The 25,015-nt window shown below is 36.8% G+C and carries 26 protein-coding genes and 1 tRNA gene; 15 read left to right on the top strand and 12 right to left on the bottom strand.

Annotated features, from left to right (window positions below; all coding sequences use genetic code 11):
* The first annotated feature begins 8 nt into the window (after window positions 1–8).
* The 4 genes from hemC to FV185_RS05485 are packed head-to-tail and all read left to right on the top strand — an operon-like array spanning window position 9 to window position 3,896.
* On the top strand, window positions 9–941 hold the full coding sequence (gene hemC, locus FV185_RS05500; protein WP_067494732.1) for a hydroxymethylbilane synthase: 933 nt from the start codon (window positions 9–11) through the stop codon (window positions 939–941).
* Window positions 941–1,693 carry a uroporphyrinogen-III synthase gene (locus tag FV185_RS05495; RefSeq protein ID WP_067494729.1) on the top strand — a complete coding sequence of 251 codons (753 nt, stop codon included), beginning with the start codon at window positions 941–943 and terminating at the stop codon, window positions 1,691–1,693. The genes hemC and FV185_RS05495 overlap by 1 nt, the downstream gene beginning before the upstream one ends.
* Window positions 1,694–1,695: 2 nt before the next feature.
* Window positions 1,696–2,718, top strand: a complete 1,023-nt coding sequence (locus tag FV185_RS05490; protein WP_067494726.1) for a uroporphyrinogen-III C-methyltransferase — start codon at window positions 1,696–1,698, stop codon at window positions 2,716–2,718.
* Complete coding sequence (locus tag FV185_RS05485; protein WP_067494723.1) at window positions 2,715–3,896, top strand: heme biosynthesis protein HemY; 1,182 nt, start codon at window positions 2,715–2,717, stop codon at window positions 3,894–3,896. Before FV185_RS05490 ends, FV185_RS05485 begins: the two co-directional genes overlap by 4 nt.
* On the opposite strand, the gene FV185_RS05480 is transcribed toward FV185_RS05485, so the two are convergent.
* The gene (locus tag FV185_RS05480) at window positions 3,893–4,918 is read right to left on the bottom strand and encodes a CDP-6-deoxy-delta-3,4-glucoseen reductase (protein WP_067494720.1); all 1,026 of its coding nucleotides are present in this window, start codon (window positions 4,916–4,918) and stop codon (window positions 3,893–3,895) included. The genes FV185_RS05485 and FV185_RS05480 overlap by 4 nt on opposite strands.
* 35 nt (window positions 4,919–4,953) lie before the next feature.
* Between FV185_RS05480 and FV185_RS05475 the strand changes: the two genes are divergently transcribed.
* From FV185_RS05475 to FV185_RS05440, 8 genes are all read left to right on the top strand, one after another.
* Window positions 4,954–5,823 carry an SDR family oxidoreductase gene (locus tag FV185_RS05475; RefSeq protein ID WP_067494717.1) on the top strand — a complete coding sequence of 290 codons (870 nt, stop codon included), beginning with the start codon at window positions 4,954–4,956 and terminating at the stop codon, window positions 5,821–5,823.
* Window positions 5,824–5,899: 76 nt separating this feature from the next.
* Window positions 5,900–6,334 carry a type II 3-dehydroquinate dehydratase gene (aroQ, locus tag FV185_RS05470; protein ID WP_067494714.1) on the top strand — a complete coding sequence of 145 codons (435 nt, stop codon included), beginning with the start codon at window positions 5,900–5,902 and terminating at the stop codon, window positions 6,332–6,334.
* Window positions 6,335–6,336: 2 nt separating this feature from the next.
* Entirely contained in the window at window positions 6,337–6,816 is a 480-nt protein-coding gene (gene accB, locus FV185_RS05465; protein WP_067495054.1) for an acetyl-CoA carboxylase biotin carboxyl carrier protein, read from the top strand.
* 17 nt (window positions 6,817–6,833) lie between these two features.
* Window positions 6,834–8,183 (top strand): acetyl-CoA carboxylase biotin carboxylase subunit, encoded by a 1,350-nt coding sequence (gene accC, locus FV185_RS05460; RefSeq protein ID WP_067494711.1) that lies wholly within the window; start codon window positions 6,834–6,836, stop codon window positions 8,181–8,183.
* Entirely contained in the window at window positions 8,183–9,076 is an 894-nt protein-coding gene (gene prmA / locus FV185_RS05455; protein WP_067494708.1) for a 50S ribosomal protein L11 methyltransferase, read from the top strand. Before accC ends, prmA begins: the two co-directional genes overlap by 1 nt.
* Before the next feature lie 19 nt (window positions 9,077–9,095).
* Window positions 9,096–9,473, top strand: a complete 378-nt coding sequence (gene gcvH / locus FV185_RS05450; RefSeq protein WP_067494705.1) for a glycine cleavage system protein GcvH — start codon at window positions 9,096–9,098, stop codon at window positions 9,471–9,473.
* A gap of 69 nt (window positions 9,474–9,542) precedes the next feature.
* Window positions 9,543–10,481: a carbohydrate kinase family protein gene (locus FV185_RS05445; protein WP_067494702.1), complete on the top strand. Its 939-nt coding sequence runs from the start codon at window positions 9,543–9,545 to the stop codon at window positions 10,479–10,481.
* Window positions 10,478–11,227, top strand: coding sequence for a lysophospholipid acyltransferase family protein (locus FV185_RS05440; protein ID WP_067494699.1), 750 nt, complete (start codon window positions 10,478–10,480; stop codon window positions 11,225–11,227). The genes FV185_RS05445 and FV185_RS05440 overlap by 4 nt, the downstream gene beginning before the upstream one ends.
* On the opposite strand, the gene FV185_RS05435 is transcribed toward FV185_RS05440, so the two are convergent.
* Entirely contained in the window at window positions 11,204–12,034 is an 831-nt protein-coding gene (locus FV185_RS05435) for a symmetrical bis(5'-nucleosyl)-tetraphosphatase (protein ID WP_067494695.1), read from the bottom strand. The two genes, FV185_RS05440 and FV185_RS05435, sit on opposite strands and share 24 nt — an antisense overlap.
* Window positions 12,035–12,037: 3 nt before the next feature.
* Window positions 12,038–12,574: a c-type cytochrome gene (locus FV185_RS05430; protein ID WP_067494692.1), complete on the bottom strand. Its 537-nt coding sequence runs from the start codon at window positions 12,572–12,574 to the stop codon at window positions 12,038–12,040.
* Window positions 12,575–12,690: 116 nt separating this feature from the next.
* On the opposite strand from FV185_RS05430, the gene FV185_RS05425 reads away from it, so the two are divergent.
* The 3 genes from FV185_RS05425 to FV185_RS05415 all read left to right on the top strand — a co-directional run bounded on the left by FV185_RS05425 (window position 12,691) and on the right by FV185_RS05415 (window position 14,717).
* Window positions 12,691–12,767 (top strand) — tRNA-Arg (locus FV185_RS05425).
* Window positions 12,768–12,797: 30 nt separating this feature from the next.
* Window positions 12,798–13,832 (top strand): glycosyltransferase family 9 protein, encoded by a 1,035-nt coding sequence (locus FV185_RS05420; RefSeq protein WP_067494688.1) that lies wholly within the window; start codon window positions 12,798–12,800, stop codon window positions 13,830–13,832.
* Window positions 13,833–13,835: 3 nt separating this feature from the next.
* Window positions 13,836–14,717, top strand: a complete 882-nt coding sequence (locus tag FV185_RS05415; protein ID WP_067494685.1) for a glycosyltransferase family 2 protein — start codon at window positions 13,836–13,838, stop codon at window positions 14,715–14,717.
* Here FV185_RS05415 and FV185_RS05410 read toward each other — a convergent pair.
* From FV185_RS05410 to def, 9 genes are read right to left on the bottom strand one after another with little or no spacing between them, the layout of a single operon-like run.
* Window positions 14,707–16,047: an O-antigen ligase family protein gene (locus FV185_RS05410; protein WP_067494682.1), complete on the bottom strand. Its 1,341-nt coding sequence runs from the start codon at window positions 16,045–16,047 to the stop codon at window positions 14,707–14,709. The genes FV185_RS05415 and FV185_RS05410 overlap by 11 nt on opposite strands.
* Window positions 16,044–16,970 (bottom strand): hypothetical protein, encoded by a 927-nt coding sequence (locus tag FV185_RS05405; protein ID WP_067494679.1) that lies wholly within the window; start codon window positions 16,968–16,970, stop codon window positions 16,044–16,046. The genes FV185_RS05410 and FV185_RS05405 overlap by 4 nt, the downstream gene beginning before the upstream one ends.
* Window positions 16,957–18,249 (bottom strand): hypothetical protein, encoded by a 1,293-nt coding sequence (locus FV185_RS05400; protein ID WP_067494676.1) that lies wholly within the window; start codon window positions 18,247–18,249, stop codon window positions 16,957–16,959. Before FV185_RS05400 ends, FV185_RS05405 begins: the two co-directional genes overlap by 14 nt.
* The gene (locus tag FV185_RS09795; protein WP_067494674.1) at window positions 18,246–19,511 is read right to left on the bottom strand and encodes a sigma-54-dependent transcriptional regulator; all 1,266 of its coding nucleotides are present in this window, start codon (window positions 19,509–19,511) and stop codon (window positions 18,246–18,248) included. The genes FV185_RS05400 and FV185_RS09795 overlap by 4 nt, the downstream gene beginning before the upstream one ends.
* Window positions 19,511–21,688 carry a sensor histidine kinase gene (locus FV185_RS05390; protein ID WP_082787047.1) on the bottom strand — a complete coding sequence of 726 codons (2,178 nt, stop codon included), beginning with the start codon at window positions 21,686–21,688 and terminating at the stop codon, window positions 19,511–19,513. Before FV185_RS05390 ends, FV185_RS09795 begins: the two co-directional genes overlap by 1 nt.
* On the bottom strand, window positions 21,670–22,224 hold the full coding sequence (locus FV185_RS05385) for a DUF4390 domain-containing protein (protein WP_067494668.1): 555 nt from the start codon (window positions 22,222–22,224) through the stop codon (window positions 21,670–21,672). Before FV185_RS05385 ends, FV185_RS05390 begins: the two co-directional genes overlap by 19 nt.
* Window positions 22,202–23,476 (bottom strand): 16S rRNA (cytosine(967)-C(5))-methyltransferase RsmB, encoded by a 1,275-nt coding sequence (rsmB, locus tag FV185_RS05380; RefSeq protein ID WP_067494665.1) that lies wholly within the window; start codon window positions 23,474–23,476, stop codon window positions 22,202–22,204. Before rsmB ends, FV185_RS05385 begins: the two co-directional genes overlap by 23 nt.
* A complete protein-coding gene (fmt, locus tag FV185_RS05375; protein ID WP_067494662.1) occupies window positions 23,473–24,402 on the bottom strand; it encodes a methionyl-tRNA formyltransferase in 930 nt (309 codons plus the stop codon). The genes rsmB and fmt overlap by 4 nt, the downstream gene beginning before the upstream one ends.
* Window positions 24,402–24,905, bottom strand: coding sequence for a peptide deformylase (gene def, locus FV185_RS05370; RefSeq protein WP_067494659.1), 504 nt, complete (start codon window positions 24,903–24,905; stop codon window positions 24,402–24,404). The genes fmt and def overlap by 1 nt, the downstream gene beginning before the upstream one ends.
* Window positions 24,906–25,015: the final 110 nt, after the last annotated feature.

Here is a 25,015-nt window from a genome sequence, read left to right as displayed (position 1 = left end):
ATTTATCCATGTCAGCACAACTCCCTATTACTATCGCAACCCGTGAAAGTCGCCTGGCCCTCTGGCAAGCTGAACATATCCGGTCCCAATTATTACAATTATATCCACAGCTTGAGGTTTCGTTGTTAGGAATGACAACTCAAGGCGATCAAATTCTTGACCGTACCCTCTCTAAAGTAGGGGGTAAGGGACTGTTTGTGAAAGAACTTGAGATAGCCATGGAGCAAGGAAAAGCACGGCTGGCGGTTCATTCCATGAAAGATGTCCCTATGGAATTACCACCGCTTTTTAATATGATTGTAGTGGGTGAAAGAGAAGAAGCCACTGATGCGTTTATTTCAAATAAGTATACCCATCTGAGCGAATTACCCAATGGAGCTGTGGTAGGAACCTCCAGTCTACGCCGAGAGTGCCAACTGCGTGAGCGCTATCCTCACCTCACCATTACCTCGTTACGAGGTAACTTAGATACACGTTTGAGAAAACTTGATCAAGGGGAATATGACGCTATTATTCTTGCTTCTGCTGGATTAAAACGGTTAGGTCTTGGTAACCGAATCAAAGCCAACATTAGCCTAACAGACAGTATTCCAGCAGTAGGTCAAGGGGCGCTTGCCATTGAATTTAGACATGATGACAAGGAGTTAGAACAACTCTTACAGCCTCTTATTAATCAAGAAACAGCCTATTGCGTCTTATCTGAGAGAACTCTGTCAAGACAATTAGCTGGCAGTTGCGATGTACCACTTGGCGCACACGCAACAATTAACAATGGTCAATTAACATTGCATGCTTTTGTAGGTCGCCCAGATGGTTCATTAATTATCCGAGCAAGCGCTACAGGAAGAGCAGAAGACTATCAGACTATTGGTCTTGACGCAGCAAAACAACTGATACAGCAAGGGGCGCAAGCCATTTTAGATGCTTGTCGTGCAGGGTAATGGCTGAACATCAGCATAAAAAAGAAGGTAGCATACTGTTAACTAGACCCATTCATCAAAATAGGGCGCTTGTTGAATTATTTGAGAAAGAGAAAGCGTTTGTTTATGAGCTACCGACAATAGATATTAGGCCGCTCACACCACCTCAAGTGCCGAATACCCCGTTTCTGACTCAATCAAGCCGATTCATTTTTATTAGCAGTAATGCGGTTAAATATGGCTGGCCAATTGTCCAACCCCATATAAACCCACATGCAACACTTTATACAATTGGACAGGCTAGCGCAAAAGAGCTTATGGCACTGTCTCACAAACCAGTCAATTACCCTCACAACAATAGCGATAGCGAAACATTATTGAATTTACCTGGCTGGCAAAAAATTAAGGGGGAAAGAATTACCATTTGCCGTGGAGTGGGTGGGCGTGAATGGTTAAAACAAGAATTAGAGCAACGCGGCGCCCATGTTGAATACCTAGAATGCTACATACGTGCTCTTCCAGAGGTAAATTTAGCGATTTTAGATAACGCAATTATCAGTCAAGCGGTTATACTTATTATGAGTAAAGAGTCTTTAACGAACCTCTGGCAAGTGGCTGGCATAGAAAAAATAGATGTACTAAAAAAAATGAAATTTTTAGTGTGTCATGAACGCATTAAAGATTACGCTAAAAGTTTAGGTATTGAGACAATTTATTTAACCGACAATAACAATCAAGCAATTTTAGATACGTGGCGCACAATCGCCCATTAAACATGACGACAGAATTAACGACTTCAGTGACAACTAAACCTTCAAAACTATATAAGCTATTTGGCTGGCTCAGTATTATTGCGTTTATAGGTACGTTTTCTCTCTGGTTACAATATCGACATGATGATTTGCAATTAAGGCGTGACTTGGCAACACGTTTAAATCAAGCTGATCGTGTAGTAAAACAAAGTCAAGGTGAGAACGCTCAGATACAAGAAGCCATTAAAGAAGCCAATCACCGCATTACTACTCTCGAATCACAGTTAGCAGATTCACAGAGCCAACAAATTGTTCTACAAAGTATGTATCAAGAATTAGCGCGTAATCGTGACGATTGGATTCTCGCTGAAGTTGAGCAATTGGTTGATGCTGCTAATCAACAATTACAATTAACTGGTAACGTTCAATCCGCTTTGTCAGCCTTACAATCTGCTGATATGCGCTTACAAAAACTGAATAAACCTTCTTTATTATTTTTAAGAAAAGCCATTAACCAAGATATTGACCGTTTAAGAGCCGTTCCTTTTGTGGATACTACAGGAATTAGTAAGCACATCGATGAAGTGGCAGCGAGTATTGATCTTTTACCTTTGGCGTCAGATACCAGACCAGTTAAAAAACCCTCTTTAACTGAACAAAACAAATCAGGTGCTTTGTCACGTATTGGACAGGAATTATTAATTGAATTAACAAAGTCTGTTCAAATTAAACGAATTGATACACCTGAACTCCCTTTATTAAGCCCGGAACAATCTTTCTTTTTACGAGAAAACCTACGTTTAAGATTAGTATCAGCAAGACTTGGTGCGCTCTCTCACAATAACATTACCTATGAAGCGGATCTAAATACAGCAGAAGAATGGATCAAGCACTATTTTGATCTGGCCTCCCCTGTGGTTAAAAACGATCTACAAATTATTCAACAACTACGCCATGCTCCCGTCAATATGTCCGTACAGGATATTAGTGCAACATTAGATGCTGTTAGACGCGCACGATCACAAAAAGAAGGTGGGCATCGATGAGCGGTTTATTATGGTTTATTGCTCTCTTTGTCGTTGCAACGATTGTTGCTATCGCTGTTGGGTTTAATACAGGTTATGTACTTATCGTCATGGCACCATGGCGTATTGAAATTTCTTTAGCCATGTTTGTGATTGGCATCATTATTATTTGTTTAAGCTTATATACTTTTTCTCGCTTAGCTTATTTGAGTTTAAGCCTACCTAATCGTGTACAGGCTTATCGTCAAAAACGCTCTAAAAACCGTGCTCGAAGTGCGCTGTATCAGGGCTTAACTGATTATTTTGAAGGTAATTTTAAACGTGCAGAAAAACAAGTGGAGTTGGCTCTTGAGAACGGGGAGTCCCCTGCTTTAAGTGCTATCGTTGCTGCTCGCTCTGCTCATGAATTACATAAATTTGAAAAACGTGACTTATATTTGGCTCGGATCACTGAGCTTGGTCCTGAAACGCGCTTATTACGCCTAACCACTCATGCGGACTTATTACTTGATGAACGTCGTTTCAATGAAGCCCTCACTCTACTAAAAGAAGCTCATCGCCTATCACCCAAACATATCCGCGCTCACCAGCTTTTATTAAAGGCCCAATTGGCAACAGGCGCGTGGCGTAATGCTATGGAAACCCTAGATTTATTAGAAAGTCTCAATGCCATTGATGAAGTACACGCACTACCTATCAGACGTAATGCTTGGCAACAGCAATTGCGTCTAGCCGCAACCTATTTAGATGACTTGAAAGCCATCTGGAAGTCTGTTCCCAGCTCAATGCGCCAAGACAATTTATTAGCCCATAGTGCAGCAGGGTATTTTATTGACCTTAAAGCACATGATGAAGCCTTAGTTATCATAGAGAAGAACTTAGAAAAATCCTGGGATGACGCTCTGGTGGCGTTATATGGCGAATGTCAGAGCCAGTCAAACCGAGCACAAATTGAAAAAGCAGAGAACTGGCTTAAAAATCATCCTGATAATGCCATTTTGTTATTAACTTTAGCTAAACTGTGCATGCGTGAATCTCTGTGGGGTAAAGCGCAAAGCTATCTTGATGCCAGCATATTTATCGATCCATCAAGAGAGGCCCAAGCTCTTCAACAGGAACTCATTGAACGAGTAGGGCCGCCTAAACAGACACAGCCTCGTAATAATAACGACATTGACCCTGATTTTGGGGTGGCTTAACTGGTCGCTTTATTATCAACTGAAGGGGTGAATGGATCAGAGTAAAATTCATCCTCAGGTAACGCTCTTGTTTGAGTAAAAGCTTTAAATCCTGATTCCACCATAATCGGTGCACCGCAAGCATAAACTTGGTAACCCGATAAATCGGCGTAATCAGCCAAAATAGCCTCATGTACCAATCCTGTTCTGCCTTGCCATTGATCCTCTAAAAGAGGTTCTGACAATACCGGAATGAATGTAAAACGATCATTTACCCAACTTTGAGCTAGGTCATAGTAATACAGATCCGCTTTGGTTCTGACCCCCCAATATAACACCATGGGACGATCAATTCCTTTATGTCTTGCCGATTCAATTATCCCTTTTATCGGTGCGAAACCAGTGGCACCAGCCATGAATATAATAGGCTTATCTGAATCCTCTCTTAAAAAGAAAGTACCCAACGGCCCTTCAAAACGTAAAATGGTTTTTTCTTTAAGCTCATTAAATACGTATTGGGAAAAGCTACCACCCGGATAGTTACGAATATGTAATTCAATCATACCGGTTTCATGAGGGGCGTTAGCCATTGAGAAACTTCTTTTCTTACCATCTTTAAGCAAGAAATCAATATATTGACCAGCCAGAAACTCAAACTTTTCCTGCGCAGGCAGTTTCAATTTCAATATAGCCACGTCATGATTGGGTTTTTCAATGGATTCCACTCGACAAGGTAATTTTTTTACTTGAATATCTTTTAGGCCATTTACTTGACGAATTTCCACTGTGATATCTGTTATTGGCTTAGCACAACACAATAGCGCGTATCCTTCCCCGACTTCTTCATCAGTTAATGCTGAACTTTGATACTCGCCACGATCAACAGAGCCATCAATGACTTTACCCTTACAAGATCCACACGCACCACTCCTACAGCCAAAAGGTAAAATAAAGCCTTCCTTCTGAGCGCCTTCTAATATGGTATCCTCTGAATCACATTGAAACTGGTTGCCACTTGGGCTTAAAGTAACCTTTACTGACATACGTTTTTTCCTGAACAATTAAGGTGTATTAAACAATGAAACGCTGGTTAATCATAGGGGCAGGGGATGTAGCACAGCGTATGATGCCACTTCTTAAACATCGCGTGCGACTCTTTGCCCTTTGTCGCAATCCTGAGAAAGCCCATTTATGGCGACAATTAGGCGCTATCCCAATCATAGGTGACCTTGATAACCTCAACAGTTTAACCAGAATTACTGGAATTGCTGATGGCATATTCCACTTTGCTCCGCCTAACCTAACGGGTACCAAAGATATCAGAACGCGCCACCTCATTGCAGCTCTTTCAAGGTGCAATAGTGTACCACAGAGCATAGTATATATTAGTACCACTGGTGTATATGGTGACCATCAAGGTCAATGGGTTGATGAAACCACTGCCACTAACCCAACCTCCGCCAGGGCCACAAGAAGAGTTGATGCAGAGAATCAATTACGTGATTTTGCGCGGCGTGCAGGGTCCTCTTTAACCATCTTAAGAGCACCAGGGATTTATGCTGAAAATAGGCTACCTCTTAATCGATTAAAAGAACAGTTACCCACTATTCAAGAAAATGAAGACTCATGGAGTAATCATATTCATGCTTTCGATTTAGCGAGAGCGGCCATATTAAGCATGTATCAACCGTTTAACTCAAGAGTATTTAACGCAGTGGATGACGAGCCCATGCAAATAGGCTCTTTTTACGATATGTTAGCGGATTTTTATCAATACACTCGTCCTCAGCGTTTACCGAGAAACCAAGTTAAAAACATGATTAGCGAAATTAGCTGGAGTTTCATGGCAGAATCGCGTAAAATAACAAATAAGAGATTAATTCAAGAACTTGGCTTTAGTTTTTTTTATCCATCAGTATTAAGCTGTTTATCTAATCTCAAAAAATAGAATAACAAACCATTAATTTCTCTTATCTTCGTCGAAAAACTAGACAAAATACCTGAAAATCAGGAAAATTGCTGTTATGAAGAAAATTTTAGTCATGCATGGACCTAATTTAAACTTATTAGGTACGCGCGAACCCGATGTCTATGGTAGAACTACACTTGATGATATTAATCATCAATTATTGGAGTTGTGCAAAGGACATCAAGTCACACTTATACCTTTTCAAAGTAACTGGGAGGGCGCTTTAATTGACCGCCTTCACCTTGCCAAAGATGAGGGAGTTGATTTTATTATTATCAATCCTGGTGGACTCACGCATACCAGCGTCTCGTTAAGAGATGCGCTATCTGCGATAAACATTCCTTTTATTGAAGTCCATCTTTCTAATATTTACGCTCGTGAGCACTTCCGTACCCATTCCTATTTATCTCCAATCGCTGCAGGGGTAATTAGTGGTTTAGGGGCAACTGGTTATCACTTAGCACTTACTTACTGGCTGGAACGTCTATGACTATGGATTTAAGAAAACTTAAAAAATTAATCGATCTAGTTCAAGAATCAGGAATCTCAGAACTAGAAATCACAGAAGGTGAAGAAAAAGTTAGGATTTCTAAGGCAGGCCCAAATTTTGTTATGCCCACTGCTATGCCTAATTTTAATTATGGTGCTCCACCTGCTCATCAAGTAGGTGCGCCTAATCAGACTTCTACCCCTCAAGTCACTAATCAGGCTCCTGAGGCAGTGAACCCAGACGATGAAGGTCATGTGGTGAAATCACCAATGGTTGGTACTTTCTACCGCTCACCATCACCTGGATCTCCTCCGTTTGCTGAAGTAGGTCAAAGCGTCTCTGAAGGGCAAACCCTATGTATTATTGAAGCAATGAAATTGCTCAATGAAATTGAATCTGATGTATCGGGCACCATCAAACGCATCTTAGTTGAAAATGGCCAGCCTATTGAGTATGGGCAGCCCTTGTTCATCATCTCCTAATTCATTGGTGACACGTTATGTTTGATAAGATTTTAATTGCCAATCGCGGTGAAATTGCGCTCAGAGTTCAGCGCGCTTGCCGTGAGTTAGGTATCAAAACAGTTGCTGTTCACTCTGAAGCAGATGCGGACGCAAAATACGTTATGCTGGCCGATGAATCTGTTTGTATTGGTCCAGCTTCTTCTCTACAAAGTTACCTAAATATCCCTGCGATTATTTCTGCTGCTGAGGTGACTGGAGCACAAGCTATTCATCCTGGTTATGGTTTTTTATCAGAAAATGCTGATTTTGCAGAACGTGTAGAAAACAGTGGCTTTGTCTTTATCGGACCGAGAGCAGAAACCATTCGCCTCATGGGAGACAAAATTAGCGCAAAAAGTGCTATGAAAGCCTCTGGCGTTCCTGTTGTACCAGGTTCTGAAGGACAACTCCCAGAGGATCCTAAAGAGCTTAAGAAAATTGCTCAACAAATAGGCTATCCAGTATTAATTAAAGCAGCTGCAGGTGGCGGTGGGCGCGGTATGCGTGTTGTGGAAAAAGAAGAGGATCTACTCTCTTCGCTACAAATGACAAGAACTGAAGCCAAAGCGGCTTTTGGTAACGACACGGTTTACATGGAAAAGTATCTTAGTCAGCCCCGTCATATTGAGATCCAGGTATTATCTGACGAACATGGTAATGCCGTGTTCTTGGGTGAGAGAGACTGTTCTATGCAGCGCCGTCACCAAAAAATCATTGAAGAAGCGCCAGGGGTAGGTATTACTGAAAAACTGCGCCAAAAAATTGGTGAGAGCTGTGTGGCTGCCTGTAAACGAATTAAATACCGTGGTGCTGGAACCTTTGAGTTTCTCTATGAAAACGGTGAATTCTACTTCATTGAGATGAATACACGCGTACAAGTTGAGCACCCTGTTACCGAGTTAATTACCGGTATTGATATTGTTCAAGAACAGATTCGTATTGCAGCTGGTAATAAACTGTCCTTTAGACAAAAAGAGGTGGTGCTCAACGGACACTCTATTGAATGTCGTATCAATGCAGAGGATCCCTATACCTTTATGCCCTCTCCAGGGCGTATTAATCAGTACCATGCGCCAGGTGGCCCTGGTACACGTGTAGACTCACATATTTACCAGAATTATTTTGTGCCTCCTTATTATGATTCGTTGATTGCTAAAGTATTGACTCATGGCGCAACACGCGAACAAGCCTTAGCAAGAATGAGAATTGCTTTATCGGAAATGGTTGTTGAGGGAATTAAAACCAATATTCCCTTACACCAACAACTACTCAACGATCCTGAGTTCATTAAAGGCGGAACCAGTATTCATTATTTAGAAGAAAAGTTATCTGCAAGCAAAGAATAATGGCCTGGCATCAACTTACCTTTGCTGTTACTCATGATATTGCTGATGAATTTTCAGATGCATTATTGGCACATGGTGCATTAACTGTCTCAATTGAAAACTTTGAAGTGCCAGGCCAACCAGAGTTTGAAGTCTTTGGTGAGCCTGGACATGAAACTGATCAATTGTGGCCATGGTGTACTCTTAATGTTTTACTTGATCTTGATCACAACGCGGAAGCGTTGATGGCAACCGTTGTTGATACACTTGGCTTATCTGAAATACCGGTTTATCAGGTAGATATCATTCACGATCAAGATTGGGTGAGACTCACCCAAAGCCAATTCGAACCCATCAAAATCAATAACCAAGTGTGGATTGTACCTACCTGGCATACCCCACCAAATATAGATGCAATTAATATCCGCATTGATCCTGGACAGGCTTTTGGTACAGGAGGACATCCTACCACCCAGCTCTGCTTAACAACTCTATTAAGCGAACTTAATGGTGCATCAGATATTCTAGATTATGGTTGCGGCTCAGGTATTCTTGCCATTGCTGCAGCCATGATGGGCGCCAAATCGGTAACAGGCATTGATATTGATGAAGCGGCTGTGAATGCGGCAAGACGTAATGCAGAACTTAACAATGTAAGCGCTCACTTCTTTAATAGTCAAGATTGGAAAGGTAATAATTTATATGATGGCGTTGTAGCCAATATTCTGGCAGCGCCTCTTAAAGTCCTTGCTCCCTTACTGTGCTCTTATGTCAAACCAGGTGGGTGGCTTATCTTATCGGGACTGCTTGCCAAACAAACGGAAGAAATGATCAGCATTTATAACCCATGGATTACCCTGTCACAAGTTGGTCAACAAGAGGAATGGGTTTGTTTGATGGGTAGAAAAAAATAATATATTTACTGGAAAGACTATGACACAACCAACTCTACGTCGTTACAGCGAAACACATCAATGGATTAGCCCCATTGATAATGATGTCTTTTATGTGGGTATTACTGATTTTGCTCAACAGCAATTGGGCGATGTTATGTTTATGGATCTTCCCAAAGTAGGAACTCAAGTTAAACAAAATGAAAGCTGCGCCACTGTTGAGTCGGTCAAATCTGCATCGGATGTCTATGCACCTGTTTCTGGCACCATAATTGAGATCAATAACCAACTTGCTGATAAACTAGAAAGTATCAACCAAGACCCTTATGGTAGCTGGCTGTTTAAAATCCAATGTAGCAATATGGCTGATTTTGAGCAACTACTTACTGAAGAAGCTTACCAAAAGCTTATTGGTTAATTTGACCAATTACCTCATCTAGAAAAATTACTGATGAGACAATATTTACGGATACCTCTATAAACTATTATGAAAACCTTAATTTGTGGTTCTATGGCTTATGACACCATCATGGTGTTTGAAGATCGTTTCCAGCATCATATTTTGCCAGAAAAAATTCATTCTTTAAGTGTGGCTTTTTTAGTCCCTACCATGCGTAGAGAGTTCGGTGGTACTGCTGGCAATATCGCTTATAACCTTAATTTATTGGGTGGTAATCCAGCCATTATGGCAACCGTTGGTCACGATTTCACTGAATATCAGAAACGTTTAGACTCTTTACGTATTTCCACTCAATATATTCAACAAGTTAACGATAATTTTACTGCCCAAGCGTTTATAACCACTGACTTAGATGACAACCAAATCACGGCTTTTCATCCGGGAGCAATGAATTTCTCTCATATTAATCAGGTAGAACAGGCTGATAACGTCAGTTTTGGTGTGGTTTCTCCAGACGGTAAGCTTGGCATGATTCAACACGCTAACTCTTTTTATCAACAGAAGATCCCTTTTCTCTTCGATCCGGGACAAGGTTTACCTATGTTCAATGGCGAAGAACTACTCAACTTCATTGAGCAAGCGAACTATTTTGCTGTCAATGATTATGAGGCCCAACTTCTAGTTGATAAAACCGGGCTATCAATTGAAGAACTAGCAAAAAAAGTAGATGCTGCTGTGGTGACTAGAGGTGCTGAAGGATCTACTATCTATACAGACAATGAGTTAATTCATATTCCAGCAGTAAGGGCTGATAACATTGTGGACCCAACAGGCTGTGGTGATGCTTATCGAGCTGGGCTTATTTACGGCATTACACATCAATGGTCTTGGGCAAAAACAGGACGCCTGGCGGCACTCATGGGCTCAATAAAAATAGCTCATCGTGGTGGACAAAATCATAGCCTTACTACTAGTGAGATTGCCTCTCTATTCAATCAATATTTTAATTTGGATTTTTATACGTGATCCGTATAACGTCTACTATTAAGCTTGTTTTTGTCTCTTTTCATGTTGTACTTGGTGTCATAACTTGTACACTGGTTTTTCCTGTTTCATCAAAAAAAGTACGTTACGGCTTAATTAGAAAATGGGCACAGATTCTATTGTTTTATCTTAGAATCCGGGTTGAGAGGATAGGGGAGCTACCTAATTTTAGAAATCAAACCTATATCCTGACTTCAAACCATATTTCTTGGGTCGATATTTTTGTTATTCATTCTCTACATCCAGTTCGCTTTGTATCCAAGTCAGAAGTGAGAAGTTGGCCTATTTTTGGTTGGTTAGCCAATAAGTCTGGAACGCTTTTTTTAGAAAGACAAAACAGAAAAGCCACACATATGATTGGTAATGATATGGTTGTCGCACTCAGAGAAGGGGACTCATTAGGCTTGTTTCCAGAGAGTACTACTTCTGATGGGCTACAAATCCTGCCCTTTAAGAGCTCTATGTTACAACCCGCTGTCAGTGAAAAAACCCCTTTTGTACCTATTGCGCTGCGCTACTATCTTGCCAATGGCAAGCTTAATCCTCATATTCCCTTTGTTGGCGATATGAATTTTGTCTCATCTCTATTTGGAGTATTAAAAAGCCCGCGAACCACTGTACGAGTTGCCATTGGGAACATCATCACTCCTGTCGATGTTCATCGACGAGAACTAGCTCAAATACTTGAAAAAGATACCCACACACTACTTCATGAAGTGCTTCAGTGACGCTTCAGCCTGGCAGTTAACTTGAAATAACTTTCTATCCTCCAAGCGTAAAGCGGTTAAACATCCTCCCCATAAACATCCTGTATCTAAAGCAAGAATAGTTGATTCTATATGAAGCCCTAAGGCTGACCAGTGCCCAAATACAATCGTATCTCGACTGGATTTTCTTTTTGGAAACTCGTACCAAGCATATAGATTCTTAGGCTTTTCTTGAATTTTCCCCTTAAAAGAAAAATCCATCTTTCCTTCTTTATCTATTAACCTTAATCGTGTCATGGCGTTGGTTATCACTCGTAAACGCTCCATACCACTTAATTTATCACTCCAAGAGGCTGGTTTATTACCATACATATGAATTAAAAAATCATGATATGTTTCGCTTCTTAATACGCTTTCCACTTCTCGCCCCAAAGAAAGGGCCTCTGTAATTGTCCATTGAGGAAGAAGACCTGCGTGAACCATAGTTACACCCTGATCATGATGAATCATTGGTCGTAATCTTAACCAATTCAATAACTCTTCTTTATCAGGAGCGGCTAATATGGGTTCCAGCGTGTCGCTACCATGGGCTTTTTGATAACCTCGAGCTACACACAACAAATGTAGATCGTGGTTCCCTAAAATAGAAATTGCACTATCACCAAGATCTTTTATAAAGCGTAATACTTCTAATGATTGTGGACCACGATTAACTAGATCCCCTACAAACCATAATTGATCTTGATTAGCACAAAAGTTAATCTTATCTAATAATTGTTGTAAAGGTGTAAAACATCCTTGTACATCACCAATAACGTAAATACTCATACGCTATTTAGCTGCAGCCACCATATAATCAACAGCAGCTTTAACCTCAGCGTCTGTTAAAGAAGGATTACCGCCTTTAGCAGGCATACTATTTTTACCGTTAATAGCACTGTGATATAAGATATCTATGCCTTGAGCTATTCTTGGTGCCCAGTCTTTTTTATTACCAAACTTAGGAGCACCTAACGCTCCAGAACTATGGCAACCAGTACAAATAGCATCAAATGTTTTTTTACCAACTAAAGTATTATCGTTACTAGCTACAGACTCTTTAGTTACTGATGATGTAGAAGCAGTATCAACAGTTTTATTTTGCGAACTATTTGCTGGTTCACTGGCGGCGGTAGCTTGCTTGGGGAGAGGAGTTATGACGACACTCGCTAATGGTTTAATTCTTTTTTCTATTTCTGTATTTGAGATATGCGGTTGTGGCTTTAAACTAAACACAAAATGTTGTAGGAATAAAACCACTACAACGCCTGCTGCTGTTAACAAAATACCTTTAACTACATTTAGAAAAGAAGAGTTTGTATTAGACATGATCTAAATCCATTGCGATATACTTTTTCATTATAGCTTCTTTGTATCTATTCAATAAAGAATATAAAATAGCACTATTCTATTAAGAATATATACGCTTCAATTTTAATTATAGTGCGCTCGTAGCTCAGTTGGATAGAGTGTTGGTTTCCGAAGCCAAAGGTCACAGGTTCGACTCCTGTCGAGCGCGCCATTTTCAGGATCAAAATAAGATCCTTACTTTATGCTAAAACCCACAAAAAAATATTTAATTATTTGTACATTAAGATTAGGAGATATTTTATTAAGTACTCCGATTGCCCATTCTATTCGCCAGCACGATCCCCATGCACAGATTGATTATTTAGTATTAAAAGGTAATGAAGGAATTCTTGAGGGTAATAGCATTATTAATAATGTCATTACATCCCCTCACCGTACTTCATTATTTAATAGAATAAAAGAGTATTTTTTTCTATGGAATAAATACGATGTGGCGTTAAGCCCTGTTTCCTCAGATAGAGCAAGATGGTATTGCTTTATATCAGCCAAAAAATCCTATGGCTTTTACAATGAACACACATCAAAATTATCCAAACATCTATTAACAGATAGTATTTTATTTGATGATTTAAACACTCATACAGTAATTCATGGACAAAAATTACTTTCTTTTTTAACTATTTCACCAAGTAACACTGTCGTCCCACCCTTTAAAGAACTAGATTTATCAAAATTTAATATTCACACTCCTTATTTTGTTATTCACCCATACCCTAAATTTAATTATAAGATGTGGGATAAAGCCAAATGGATTGAATTAATTAAATATATAAAACAAAAAAGCGTAGAAGTAATATTAACGGGAAGTTCAGACAAAAATGAACTTGAATATTGTCATGATATTCAGCAGGCAACAGGTAGCTTAAATTTAGCTGGCAAACTTTCTCTTGGAGAGGTAGGCGCTCTCATTAAAAAAGCAAATTGCTATATTGGACCAGACACTGGAATTACCCATATTGCCGCTGCTACCGGTACAAAAACTGTTGCATTATTTGGTCCAACCAATCCAGTTAAATGGGGTCCTTGGCCTATAGGTAATTTTTCAGGCAATCCTTGGGTGTTAAAAAACAATCCCTTAATAAACAATATTATTATTGTACAAGGTGAAAATGGCTGCGTACCATGTAATAAAGAAGGATGTGAGAACAACTTACTTAGTTTCAGTGATTGTATTTTGAATATATCAGTTGATCATATTAAAAATCTAATAATCTAGGTCATGAAATCTTATATTGATTTATCAATTTTAATACCTACTTATAAACGTCTAGTATTGTTAAATGAATGTCTTTTGTCTATTACAAAGCAAGAGGTAACGCCAAATGAAATATTAATTGGGAATGACGACTCATCAATGCTTCTATCACAAGAACAACTTAAAAAGAAATTTAATCTTCCCATTTTGGTTTTTAATCGAAAAATACCTTTAGGGCAATCAAGAAACGTTCAAGATCTAATAAGCAACTCTAATTCAACATGGTTGATGATTCTCCATGATGATGATCTACTACTCGAAAACTCCCTTAAGAATTTCTTTTCATATGTATCCCATGATAAGAGTATGGTTTATTTTGGGATGCAAAAATTGCTCACTAATAAAGGCTTACAAACAGATAAAGAAGGCGTGATTTTTAATAATCAATTTAAGAGAAATAGTACTTTAAATGATATGAGTACCTTTGACATAGTTTTAAATCAATCAGTACCAAGCAATGGTTTCATCATTAATACTAATACTGCCAAGAGTATTGAATATACATATAACATTAAATTTAGTAATTATGGATTGATTAAAGACGCTTGTGATTATGCATTCACGTGGAAATGCTTTAAACATAATTTAAATTTTAATTTTGTACCTTTATTTACTACTGCATATAGAATTACTGAGGGTAGTGTATCAAACTCAAAAAATGTAACAATATTAGAATCTTTTCTTGTTGAACTTGATATTTTTTTGAATTTTAATTTAATTAAATCGCTCAAAATTTTTATAAAAAAGAAATTAAACAAAAGATATACTAAAGCACTTAAGACATGTATACGTATAAAAAACTGGAAATTACTTTATCAATTAATTTTACTTAAACTCAAATCTTAATTTTAGTATTTAAAGTAGATTGATTTATTTGTTCTTTTATATTATTAGAAGTTAAAGGTGCCAACAAGCCTGCCATCATAAAACTATAAAACATAATCATATATTTAAATAAAATAACCATATCAGAAAAACCTGAAACTATTTGTGTTATCAAAAAGATAATTAGTATAGTTGCGTTTTTTCTAATTAAAAAATCATGTTTTATTTTCTCGATGATTCTCAGAGATTGTACTAAGGGAACAATAAAGCATATTAAATAAATTATTAACCCAAATATTCCATACCACACTAACAAAGTTAATAGTTGATTATGAAAATGGGTTAGATAAACATACTGCAATGTATATTTAGAAGAAAAAGCTAATAATTCAGGATTGCTTAAGATATGACCAAACCCTTTAATACCCCATCCATACCAATTTTCATGACATATTAAAAACCAGCCTATACGATAAAAAGTAATTCTTAGCCCAACAGATGTCTCTGGAGCAATACCTCCCGACCAAGGATAACTTCTAATTTCATTATAAAGCTCAATTAATCTAGAGGATACATCATGATTAAATTCAAATAAGATAATTACAATTGCTAATATAAAAACTGGTGTGATAAAGAAAAAATACTGTTTTACACTTCTTCTGTTCAACCATAACAAAATCATGGGAATTATCAAAACATTAATCCAACCAGTTCTACTCTCTGTTTTTATGGAAATATAAAATCCCACTAATATTCCAATAACTTTTAAAATACTAAAAAATGAATACCTATATGGTGATAAAAAAAATGTAGATAAAAGAATTAAACTCATAGAAATAATAATTTCTCCATAATAAACTGGATGAAGAAATAAATCTGTAAATCTATTTGTACCGTATTGAGTGTCTAAAAAAAAATATTTTGTAGTTATTAAGGATAAAAATAAAGATATTGGTAAAACTATTTCTAAAATTTTTGTGAAATCAATTTTTTTTTCGGATAAATATATTAGTATTGGTATAGCAAAAAGAAACCTTAAACTATCTAAATACTCATGAAAATTCCATGCCCATCGAAATAATTGTGTTATAAAAATTGTGAGCGGATAAATCAAAAATATCATTAGTGAAGCTTTATTTTCTTTCCAATTAAACAATATTTTCTTTTTTTGTGTTATTAATCCTATTAAGGAAAGTAAGGAGATTAGTTTATAGACCTCTCCAAATAATTTTTCATACGAAAAGAAAACTACTGGAGCAAGACAAACCAGTATATAAATCCATAAAGATAAATTATTCTCCAAGAATTCTATTGGTATTAAATTCCCATAACTTTTTTTAGATATTTTCATTTACCTAGATAATTCATTAATTTTTCAAAAAAAATATCTTTTTTTATTAGCATAATATTCGCAGTTTTGTCTGCAACACCATATGATACTTTTACTTCATTATCTAAAATGTCCATTCCCGCACAAAATTCAATTCCCTTTTTTTCAAAAATAAATTTTTCACTAGATAAAATAGTACTAAATGAAGCATCTAAAACATGTAGTTGATGATAAAAAATAACTTTGTTTTTTTTATATTTTTCTTTATTAGTTAATTTTAAAAAAATTTTTTTTAAAATATTTATCTTTTTTCTATGATGAGAAATAAATATAAACCTATCATCGTATTTTAGCGCTGTTGATGACCCTGAAATAAAACTTTTTTGCTTTCTATATTTAGATTTAAAAATCAATTCTAATTTATTATCTTTATATAAGTATATCTCTAAAGGATCAATTTTATAAACAAAATATAAATCGTTATTTTTAATTAATGGTATCCAGTTTTTTTCTCTTTTCAAATTTTCAGGTGATGCAATAACTTGAAAATTCTCTAATTTATTTTCTACAATCTTTGCTATACACATTGTATTTATAAACTGATTGTTTTCTATGTTTAAACCTGAAAATATTACCCATACTTCATCATTCCAGCAAAACAATCTTCCATCTTCAAGACCATAGCTACATTCTTTTCTATTTAGTATTATTTCTTCATCATCTATTCTTAAATAATTTTTAACGTTTAAATTTTCATCGTAATTTATTATCCAATTCTCAGAATAGAAAAAGCCGTTTCTATTTTTTTTGGTTTTATCTTCCTCTACAACTCTTACCAAGACCATTGATCCACCTTTAACTGAAATTAAAGATGGATTAAATACAGTCATATTTGTTGGAACTTCAATTTTTTTAATTTGATTTGGTATATCAATTAATTTCATGATTTACATATTCAATAATTTGATTTGTAGCATTACTTGTACTAATAGGTAATTCATTGATATTCACTTCTTTTTTTTCATTCCAGTTAATATAAATTTCATTTAGTTTTTCAACTATTGAATTAATATCTGTTGCATTTGAAATTAAACTTTTATATTTTGATAACAAGTTTTTAAATTGTTGATTTTTATTTATTATCGCGAATATTGGACGCTTAGCCCATAAATAATCATAAAACTTTGATGGGATATATTCTGCACAATCTTCTGTGTCTCCATGGATAATTAATAAATAATCCATTTCTTGCATTTTTATTTGTATTTGTTCTCGGCCTGATTTTTTTGTTTTAGGGTCATACTCTAAGCGTCCAATATCTATAAAATACTTTTCCAATTGATTTTCAGTTATAAATTTTTTTGCATTGGTATCTATATGACCACCGTAGCATTCTATTTTGAAATGATTTGCAATATCCAAACTCTCTTCTTTTAACTTTAAGAATGCCTGAGCAAACCCTTTTAAAGTTCTTACATTAGATAATGATCCAAAATGTCCAATATGAATATATTGTGGATCTCTTTTATATTCTGCTGTAACTATGGGCGGTTCTGCGCCTGGTAAAATAACCTTTCCTTTGTCGCCAAGCTCAGGATGTCTTCTTTTGGCACTGAGCATCGCCTGATCAGTAAACCACCAAGCAAAATTGGCCTCTCTACAAATCATTCCCTCAAGTTTTGCCCAAAACTTTAAATTTCTAGTTTTTGGTACCGTTCCAGGAAACACCATAGGATCATGTATTTCTGCAATCCATGGTTTTTTAGTAATCCGTTTCAACCAAATACCTGCCCAATGAGCTGAATAGGCACCGCCTGTTGAATAAATTAATTCTGGATCAAATTTCTTAATTGCGATATATCCCCAAAATATGGCAGCAGGTGTCCATGACCATTGACTTTGTAGACCGATAATCAAACGCTCTATTAAAATTAAAGGAGAAAGAATAATGGATACAGGACCAGTTGTTAGTCTATAAAATAGACCACGCCCGTACTTTTGAGCAATCAAATGCCGTAAATCAAAACGTAATCCCGCAGGACCCCAAGGTAGAATTTGACGATGGTAAAAACGGGTATCTTTTTTTCCTGTGACAGCGCTTAATACGACAGGCTCTATGCCTTCTTCAATTAAATGAGGGATTTTGTCAGTTATAGTAAGGCTAGCTGCTCTCCCATCCATGTTAAATCCGTGGGAGAGTATTAGCCATTTACGTTTTATCATTCTTCGCCTCGTTGAGAGGCAAGTTTTACTCCAAGTTGTTTTAATTTACGATATAAATGTGTTCTTTCTAAGCCAACTCTTTCAGCCACACGCGACATATTGCCCGATTCATTTTGTATATGATATTCAAAATAGGCCTTTTCAAATAAGTCTCTGGCATCCCTTAAAGGCATATCAAAACCAATCATATTAAAATGATTTTTTTGCTGTCGATCAAAATCTGAGGAGATTTTTATGACATCCTCAGAAACAATATCTGTGCCTGTTGTTGTTAAAGCCAGTGTACGAATAGCATTGGTTAGGGCAGGGAGATTACCAGGCCATTGTAACTGTCTTAAGCTATTCAATGCAGAGGAGGTAAGTACTTTATGAGGAATTTCCCCTGCCTCAATTAACCTACCCAATATTGCTGCAGCAATATCTGGTATATCTTCTGCATGATCTCTTAAAGGAGGGATAGATAGTGTTAATTGTGACAGTCTAGTTATCAATTCAACATCAATAATATTTTCACTAATTAAGTTACCTACCGTCATACTAGAGGCACAAATTAATCTTACATGATGTTTTTCTAACTTTCCTAATAACTGACTTAATCCCTTTTGTTCAGTCTTAGTTAAATTCTTTATTTCTTGGATAAAAATAATACCGCCTTGGCACTCATTCAAAGGCTCGAAGGGATTGTCAGTTAGCCAGTTATTCGAGTCGGGTGCAAACCACGGAGTATTAGGCTGATGAAGATAACGCGCTGCAAGTTCAGTGCCACAACCCACCTCACCAACTAATAGTAATGGTGCCAATCTGTTTGAAACCTGATCTAAACGTCGTTTTAACTCACTAACAACGGCCCCTTTACCAAGCTGTAACATTGATAAATCTGGTCTATATTGGGTTTCGCCTTTACGTAACGCTTTTTCTACTGTAGCTAGTAGTTTAGGTAATGTAATTGGTTTTTCTAAAAAATCCACAGCACCTATTCGTGTGGCTTCCACTGCAGTATCTACCGTCGCATGCCCTGACATCATAACCACAGGCATGGTTAATTGACCTAAACCTACCCATTCACGCAATAAAGTAATACCATCCATTTCTGGCATCCAAATGTCCAGTAATACTAAATCAGGTCTTGTGGTTTGCCTTAATTGTTTGGCTTCTAATGCATTTGCAGCCAAGGTTATTTCATAACCTTCATCGGACAGAATTTCTGACAATAACTCTCTAATACCAACTTCATCATCTACTACTAAAATATGATTCGCCATTACACTTTCTCCGCTACAGGAAAACTAATGCTTACTTTCGCACCACCTGTATCTAAATTACCTGCCTCAATATTACCTTGATGTTCTTCAACTATTTTTTTTACTATCGCTAATCCCAGTCCCGTTCCCTTAGTTTTAGTCGTCACATACGGTTCAAATATTCTTGTTAAGAACTCTTCTGAAAAACCAGGGCCATTATCGCTAATTGTTAAAATAACTTTATTATCCTGTGCTCTAGTTATTATAGTAACTTTTGGATGGCTATGGTCCTGCAATGCATCCAACGAGTTTTGCACTAAATTATGAATTACCTGCCTTAAACGATTTAAGTCCCCCTTAATTTCAGGCAAATTAGAAGCTAACTGTAAATGAATTTGTTCTCCATTTGATTCATATAAACCCATTATCTCTTGTATTAAATTATTTAAATTTAATACTGTATTTTTAGTTGCTGAAGATCTAGCGTATTCACTAAAGTCATTAACCATATTTTTTAATGCATCAACTTGGTTTACTATGGTTAGAATTCCTCTGTTTAGTAACTCCTGTTCTGCCTGAGGCAATTTATCAGTAAGTTTTAACCTTAATCGTTCTGCTGACAACTGAATAGGCGTTAATGGGTTTTTAATTTCATGTGCAAGTCTTCTTGCTACTTCAGCCCAAGCAGCATCCCGCTGAGCTTGAACCATTCTTGTTATATCATCAAATACTAAAACATAATCGCTGTTATTTCCACCAGGCAACCTTGATCCTCTAAAGTGTATTTTTTTCAGTCCACTTTTAGTTTTAAAATCAATATCGCCATCCCAAGTAAAGTCATTGGCTTCTCTAAAGCGCTCCTGAATATACTGACTTAACTCTGTTAACTCGTTTATAAAGCGACTCCATTCTTGAATAGCAATATCACGCACTCTAATTAAACGAATACCTAATATCTCATTTGCGCTCACATTAGCGCTTTTTAATTGAAAGTGTTGATCTAATACAATCACACCAGTAGAAAGATTGGAAAGAATGTTTTCTTGGTATTGTTTAGCTTCTGTCAATTTTTCCTGTGCACGTTCTCTGGCTTCAGAAGTATCCTTTAACTTTTCTGTCATAGTGTTAAAAGATTCCGTTAACATACCAAGTTCATCATTACTAATAACGGGTATTTTTCTGCTGTAGTCACCCAAGCCAATTACTTTGGTAATTTCAGCAAGAAGACCTAATGGTGCACTAATTTTCTCTGAAATAATAAATGCAGAAATAATTGCGCTTAACATGCTTAATAATAAAACAAGCGACAAATTCAAGGCATAAATACGTTTTAATCCATCACGAGCTAATAATAGTTCCTGATAACCACGGTAGGCTGCTTCAACATTATCAGCTTCTTGTGCGAGTTCTTTTGATATGGGTTGAATAACTTGCAGAGCTCTTAAGTTTTCTTCAAAAGAAATAGTATTAATAGGGACAACTACTCTTAAAAACTGTCCTTTTCCCGGACGACTCTCAACCATTTTATAAGGGCGTTGTGTTCTTATTTGGTGAATGATATTACTACTAGTTGGTAGAGCCTCTGGTACTAACGCATCATTTTGAGCGCTTGAAAAAGACAACACAGAACCTGCTTTTGAAAAAAGGGTGGCCTCTTGTACCCCATATTGCTCTCTTAAATGATAGAGCATAGTCTCTTCATCAATAATTGATGCATCAGACAATTGCAAAGCCATATTTTCTGCTTTCTGTGTTAAATCATTGAGCAAGGTATCGTAAGTGGTGCGACCCAGATCAAGCCCTGAGGTCAATGCCTTATCCACATTCACATCAAACCATGATTCAATACTATTTGATAAAAATTTAACAGAGACTCCATACACCAAGGTGCCTGGAATAATTGCCATTAATACAAAAATCATTAATAACTTTAGCGTTAACTTTGAACCAAAAACACGAGCACGTATTTTTTTATAAAGTAACAGTAGTTGTACTAAGATGAGTAATATCAATACCAAAGCAACACCTGCGCCAATGGCCAGTAAACGCGGATAGTTTTTAGAAAAGAGCGACGTGTTACCCGTCGCTTCTGATAACAAATACAGTAATACCACGCCAAAGATAGCGGAGATAATAAGAACCCATTTTAACCATGAAAAACTGGCTGTTTTTTCTGCCTTCATGGTTTTATTATCCATTGATATTGTTTAGAAGAAAGAGTCCAGTCACTATTAGCGATGGCATCAATTTGAAATGGTTTGGGTAACTGAGACACGTCTAGCTTTAATTGAAGTGTAGCTTGGTAAGTTTCATTTTTTTTCAATAAATTAGGTTCACCTAAAGACCAATTACTAATTTGTCCCACTGCTTGTAAGGCTTCTGATAACGAATCATATGAAACATAAACAGGTCCTAGATAAAATCGATATGTACGAGTTAAGGGATTAAAGGTGAGTTTTCGATCTTGTTGAGAAGAATATACTTTTTTATCGAACCAATACCACCTTGATTGAATCACATCGCAATTTAAACTAAAAATGAGAGGAATACCACGATTTAACCCTTGTTCAAGCGTGTTATTAAGTTGAATCGTGTAGCGTGCACTAATAATTCCCTGTTGAGAGTCTACAGTAACAGTAGACGAATCAATAGTAATACCCTCTGCCCAGCTATTCAGTGCAAGACCTGTTAATAGTATTATAAAAAACAGTTTAATTTTTTTGGCATACCGCATAGTAAAATCCATCGTGGAAACTATCGGGTTTTATAAAGCTTTCTTGTTCTGATCCGCTATTTAATTGCTTTGCATCTGTGTGTTTTTTTAAAAATTTTTGTATTTGTTCACTGGTTTCTTCTTTAAAAATTGAACAAGTTACGTATACTAATTTTCCCTGAGGTTTTAATAAAGGCCATAAATTATTTAGCAGTGCTTCTTGTTCTGCTACTAACTGAGATATATCACTTTCTCGCCTTAACCATTTTATATCAGGGTGTCGTCTCACCACACCTGAACCCGTACAGGGCGCATCTAATAAAATACGGTCAAATTGTACGCCATCCCACCAACTATTAATATCGCGTGCGTCTACTGCTTTTATACTAAGTCGAGGTGTGCTTAATTTTAATCGTTTTATATTGTCCCAGATGCGCTGCAATCTATCCTCTGATTTATCTAGAGCCAGTAATTCAATGGATTGTCCATGCTCGAGTAAATGACAGGTTTTGCCCCCTGGTGCTGCGCAGGCGTCTAAAACACGAGCTTGAGAAAATAAATCAATATAATTTAAAGCAAGTTGAGCCGATGCGTCTTGAATTGAAACCATACCCAAATCAAAACCCGGTAATTTATCTACGGAACAAGGTGTTGCAAGAATAATCGCTTCGTTGTTCACCCAAACCACATCTATGTGAGCTTCATTCAATTTTTTCACATACTCTTCAACACTACATTGCCGTGTATTTACTCTTAATGTGAAAGGGGCTCTCTGTTGAGCTTCTTTTAATATATCCTCCCAAATTAATGGATATTGATGTTTTATTTTATTAATCCACCACTGTGGGTGGTTGTAACGCGCTTCTTCGTTCTGTTGTGCTACTTGTATAAATCTATCTTTTTCTCTCAAAAAAGTACGTAATACAGCATTAACAAAGCCTTTTAAAGCAATATGATCAAGCTTAGCAGCGGTATTCACAGCTTGAGAGACGATAGTAAAAGCATCGTCATTGGTATAGAGAAGTTGGTAGAGTGCAATTAATAATAAATTTTCTATAAGTTGCGAGGGATATTTTTTACATAGTTTCTTTACTATAAATTTCAGCTGCCAACCATAACGCAATACACCGTAAGTATAGTCTTTTACGGCACCTAAATTAACCTCTCTTAATGTAAGTTCCTTTTCTGCCAATAATAGTGCTTGATCAATGTTTTTCCCTTGAAACACGTACCATAAAACCCATACTGCTAAACGTTGATTCTCTTCCATCATTGACCTAATATTTCACCTAGTTGTAATGAATGGCCTCGTAAAAATTCATGACTTTGCAGTGCCTTTCCACCTGCGATTTGCAACACTTTTATATTTAACTTTCCTTTTCCACAGGCCACTTCTATTCCATCCTGCGCCTTAATAATAGTTCCTGGTTGAACTTGAGTGTCACTCTCTATGACTTCTGCTTGATATATTTTTAATATATTACCGTGATGTAAGGTTTTAGCTACCAAATGGGGTTGCCATGCTCTAATTTGTCTATCTATTTGAGTGGCGGTTTGAGTCCAATTAATCATGGTCTCTTCTTTAGTAATTTTATGGGCATAAGTGACTCCCTCTATCGGTTGGGGAAGACTTTGAATGGTATTGTTTTTGAGTTGGGATAACACCTCTTTTAAGCCTTTAATACCTAAAAGAATTAATTTATCGGTCAATGTTTGACCTGTGTCTTGATTGGTTATGGCACAAGGATAAATGGCTAACATATTTCCTGTATCTAACCCTTCATCCATTTGCATGATGGTTACCCCTGTTTCTTTATCACCCGCTTCAATAGCCCTTTGTATAGGTGCAGCACCACGCCAACGTGGCAACAACGAGGCATGAACATTAATACAACCCAGGATTGGTATAGATAAAATACGCTTGGGGATAATTAAGCCGTATGCCACCACAATCATTAAATCACATTGTAGATTTTTTATAAGCTCAATGACTTCGTCATTTTTTAAATTATTTGGTTGATATACTGGTATGCCGTGGGCTAAAGCCACAGTTTTTGTGGGGCACGCAGTTAACTTTTGGCCACGTCCTGACGGCCTATCAGGTTGCGTGAAAACAGCAATGGGAACAATATTTGCTTCGATTAACCCTTGAAGATGAACACTAGCAAACTCAGGCGTACCACAAAAAATAATTCGCATTACAAGGTTTCTCTAGCACGTTTTTTTAATTTGGTCTTTATGCGGTTTTGTTTCAATAAAGAGAGATACTCGACAAATACCTTACCATCTAAATGATCTATTTCATGTTGTATACATACAGCCAACAACCCTTCTGCCTCTAATTCAAAACTTTCTCCCTTTTCATTCAAGGCGTTTACTTTTATTTTTTTTGCTCTTGTCACTTTGTCATAAATACCCGGAACAGATAAACATCCTTCCTCATTAACTGCTTCTCCTTCTTTTTCAACAATGACGGGATTTATAAATACACGCAAGTCATTTTGTTCAGGTGATACATCAATCACAATAATTCGTTCATGTACATTTACTTGAGTGGCAGCTAAACCAATACCTGGTGCTGCCCTCATGGTTTCTGCCATATCGTGAACTAATGTTTTGATTCTCTCATCTACTCTTAAGACGGGTTTGGCTACGGTATGAAGTCTCTCATCAGGATAATGAAGTATTTGTAGTAATGACATATATAAAGTATAAAAACATGAAGTAGTAATTATGAATTATAGCTTTTCCTGTTTATTGCGCCTATTTTAAAAACAAATAATGGATTTTTATAAGAATTTAACAAATCCTT

Source organism: Ferrovum sp. PN-J185, from assembly GCF_001581925.1.
Taxonomy (GTDB): Bacteria; Pseudomonadota; Gammaproteobacteria; order Burkholderiales; family Ferrovaceae; genus PN-J185.
The sequence above is the reverse complement of the archived record's forward strand: the minus strand, read 5'-3'. Positions and strand labels throughout refer to the sequence as shown.

Coding starts and splice junctions, on each gene's coding strand:
- FV185_RS05420 (WP_067494688.1), top strand. CDS start 12,798: ATGCTAAAACCCACAAAAAAATATTTAATTATTTGTACATTAAGATTA.
- rsmB (WP_067494665.1), bottom strand. CDS start 23,476: ATGATGGAAGAGAATCAACGTTTAGCAGTATGGGTTTTATGGTACGTG.
- gcvH (WP_067494705.1), top strand. CDS start 9,096: ATGACACAACCAACTCTACGTCGTTACAGCGAAACACATCAATGGATT.
- FV185_RS05385 (WP_067494668.1), bottom strand. CDS start 22,224: ATGCGGTATGCCAAAAAAATTAAACTGTTTTTTATAATACTATTAACA.
- FV185_RS05405 (WP_067494679.1), bottom strand. CDS start 16,970: ATGAAATTAATTGATATACCAAATCAAATTAAAAAAATTGAAGTTCCA.
- FV185_RS05475 (WP_067494717.1), top strand. CDS start 4,954: ATGAAACGCTGGTTAATCATAGGGGCAGGGGATGTAGCACAGCGTATG.
- FV185_RS05445 (WP_067494702.1), top strand. CDS start 9,543: ATGAAAACCTTAATTTGTGGTTCTATGGCTTATGACACCATCATGGTG.
- FV185_RS05490 (WP_067494726.1), top strand. CDS start 1,696: ATGACGACAGAATTAACGACTTCAGTGACAACTAAACCTTCAAAACTA.
- fmt (WP_067494662.1), bottom strand. CDS start 24,402: ATGCGAATTATTTTTTGTGGTACGCCTGAGTTTGCTAGTGTTCATCTT.
- accB (WP_067495054.1), top strand. CDS start 6,337: ATGGATTTAAGAAAACTTAAAAAATTAATCGATCTAGTTCAAGAATCA.
- FV185_RS05410 (WP_067494682.1), bottom strand. CDS start 16,047: ATGAAAATATCTAAAAAAAGTTATGGGAATTTAATACCAATAGAATTC.
- FV185_RS05485 (WP_067494723.1), top strand. CDS start 2,715: ATGAGCGGTTTATTATGGTTTATTGCTCTCTTTGTCGTTGCAACGATT.
- aroQ (WP_067494714.1), top strand. CDS start 5,900: ATGAAGAAAATTTTAGTCATGCATGGACCTAATTTAAACTTATTAGGT.
- hemC (WP_067494732.1), top strand. CDS start 9: ATGTCAGCACAACTCCCTATTACTATCGCAACCCGTGAAAGTCGCCTG.
- FV185_RS09795 (WP_067494674.1), bottom strand. CDS start 19,511: ATGGCGAATCATATTTTAGTAGTAGATGATGAAGTTGGTATTAGAGAG.
- accC (WP_067494711.1), top strand. CDS start 6,834: ATGTTTGATAAGATTTTAATTGCCAATCGCGGTGAAATTGCGCTCAGA.
- FV185_RS05495 (WP_067494729.1), top strand. CDS start 941: ATGGCTGAACATCAGCATAAAAAAGAAGGTAGCATACTGTTAACTAGA.
- FV185_RS05435 (WP_067494695.1), bottom strand. CDS start 12,034: ATGAGTATTTACGTTATTGGTGATGTACAAGGATGTTTTACACCTTTA.
- FV185_RS05430 (WP_067494692.1), bottom strand. CDS start 12,574: ATGTCTAATACAAACTCTTCTTTTCTAAATGTAGTTAAAGGTATTTTG.
- FV185_RS05415 (WP_067494685.1), top strand. CDS start 13,836: ATGAAATCTTATATTGATTTATCAATTTTAATACCTACTTATAAACGT.
- FV185_RS05400 (WP_067494676.1), bottom strand. CDS start 18,249: ATGATAAAACGTAAATGGCTAATACTCTCCCACGGATTTAACATGGAT.
- FV185_RS05480 (WP_067494720.1), bottom strand. CDS start 4,918: ATGTCAGTAAAGGTTACTTTAAGCCCAAGTGGCAACCAGTTTCAATGT.
- prmA (WP_067494708.1), top strand. CDS start 8,183: ATGGCCTGGCATCAACTTACCTTTGCTGTTACTCATGATATTGCTGAT.
- FV185_RS05390 (WP_082787047.1), bottom strand. CDS start 21,688: ATGGATAATAAAACCATGAAGGCAGAAAAAACAGCCAGTTTTTCATGG.
- def (WP_067494659.1), bottom strand. CDS start 24,905: ATGTCATTACTACAAATACTTCATTATCCTGATGAGAGACTTCATACC.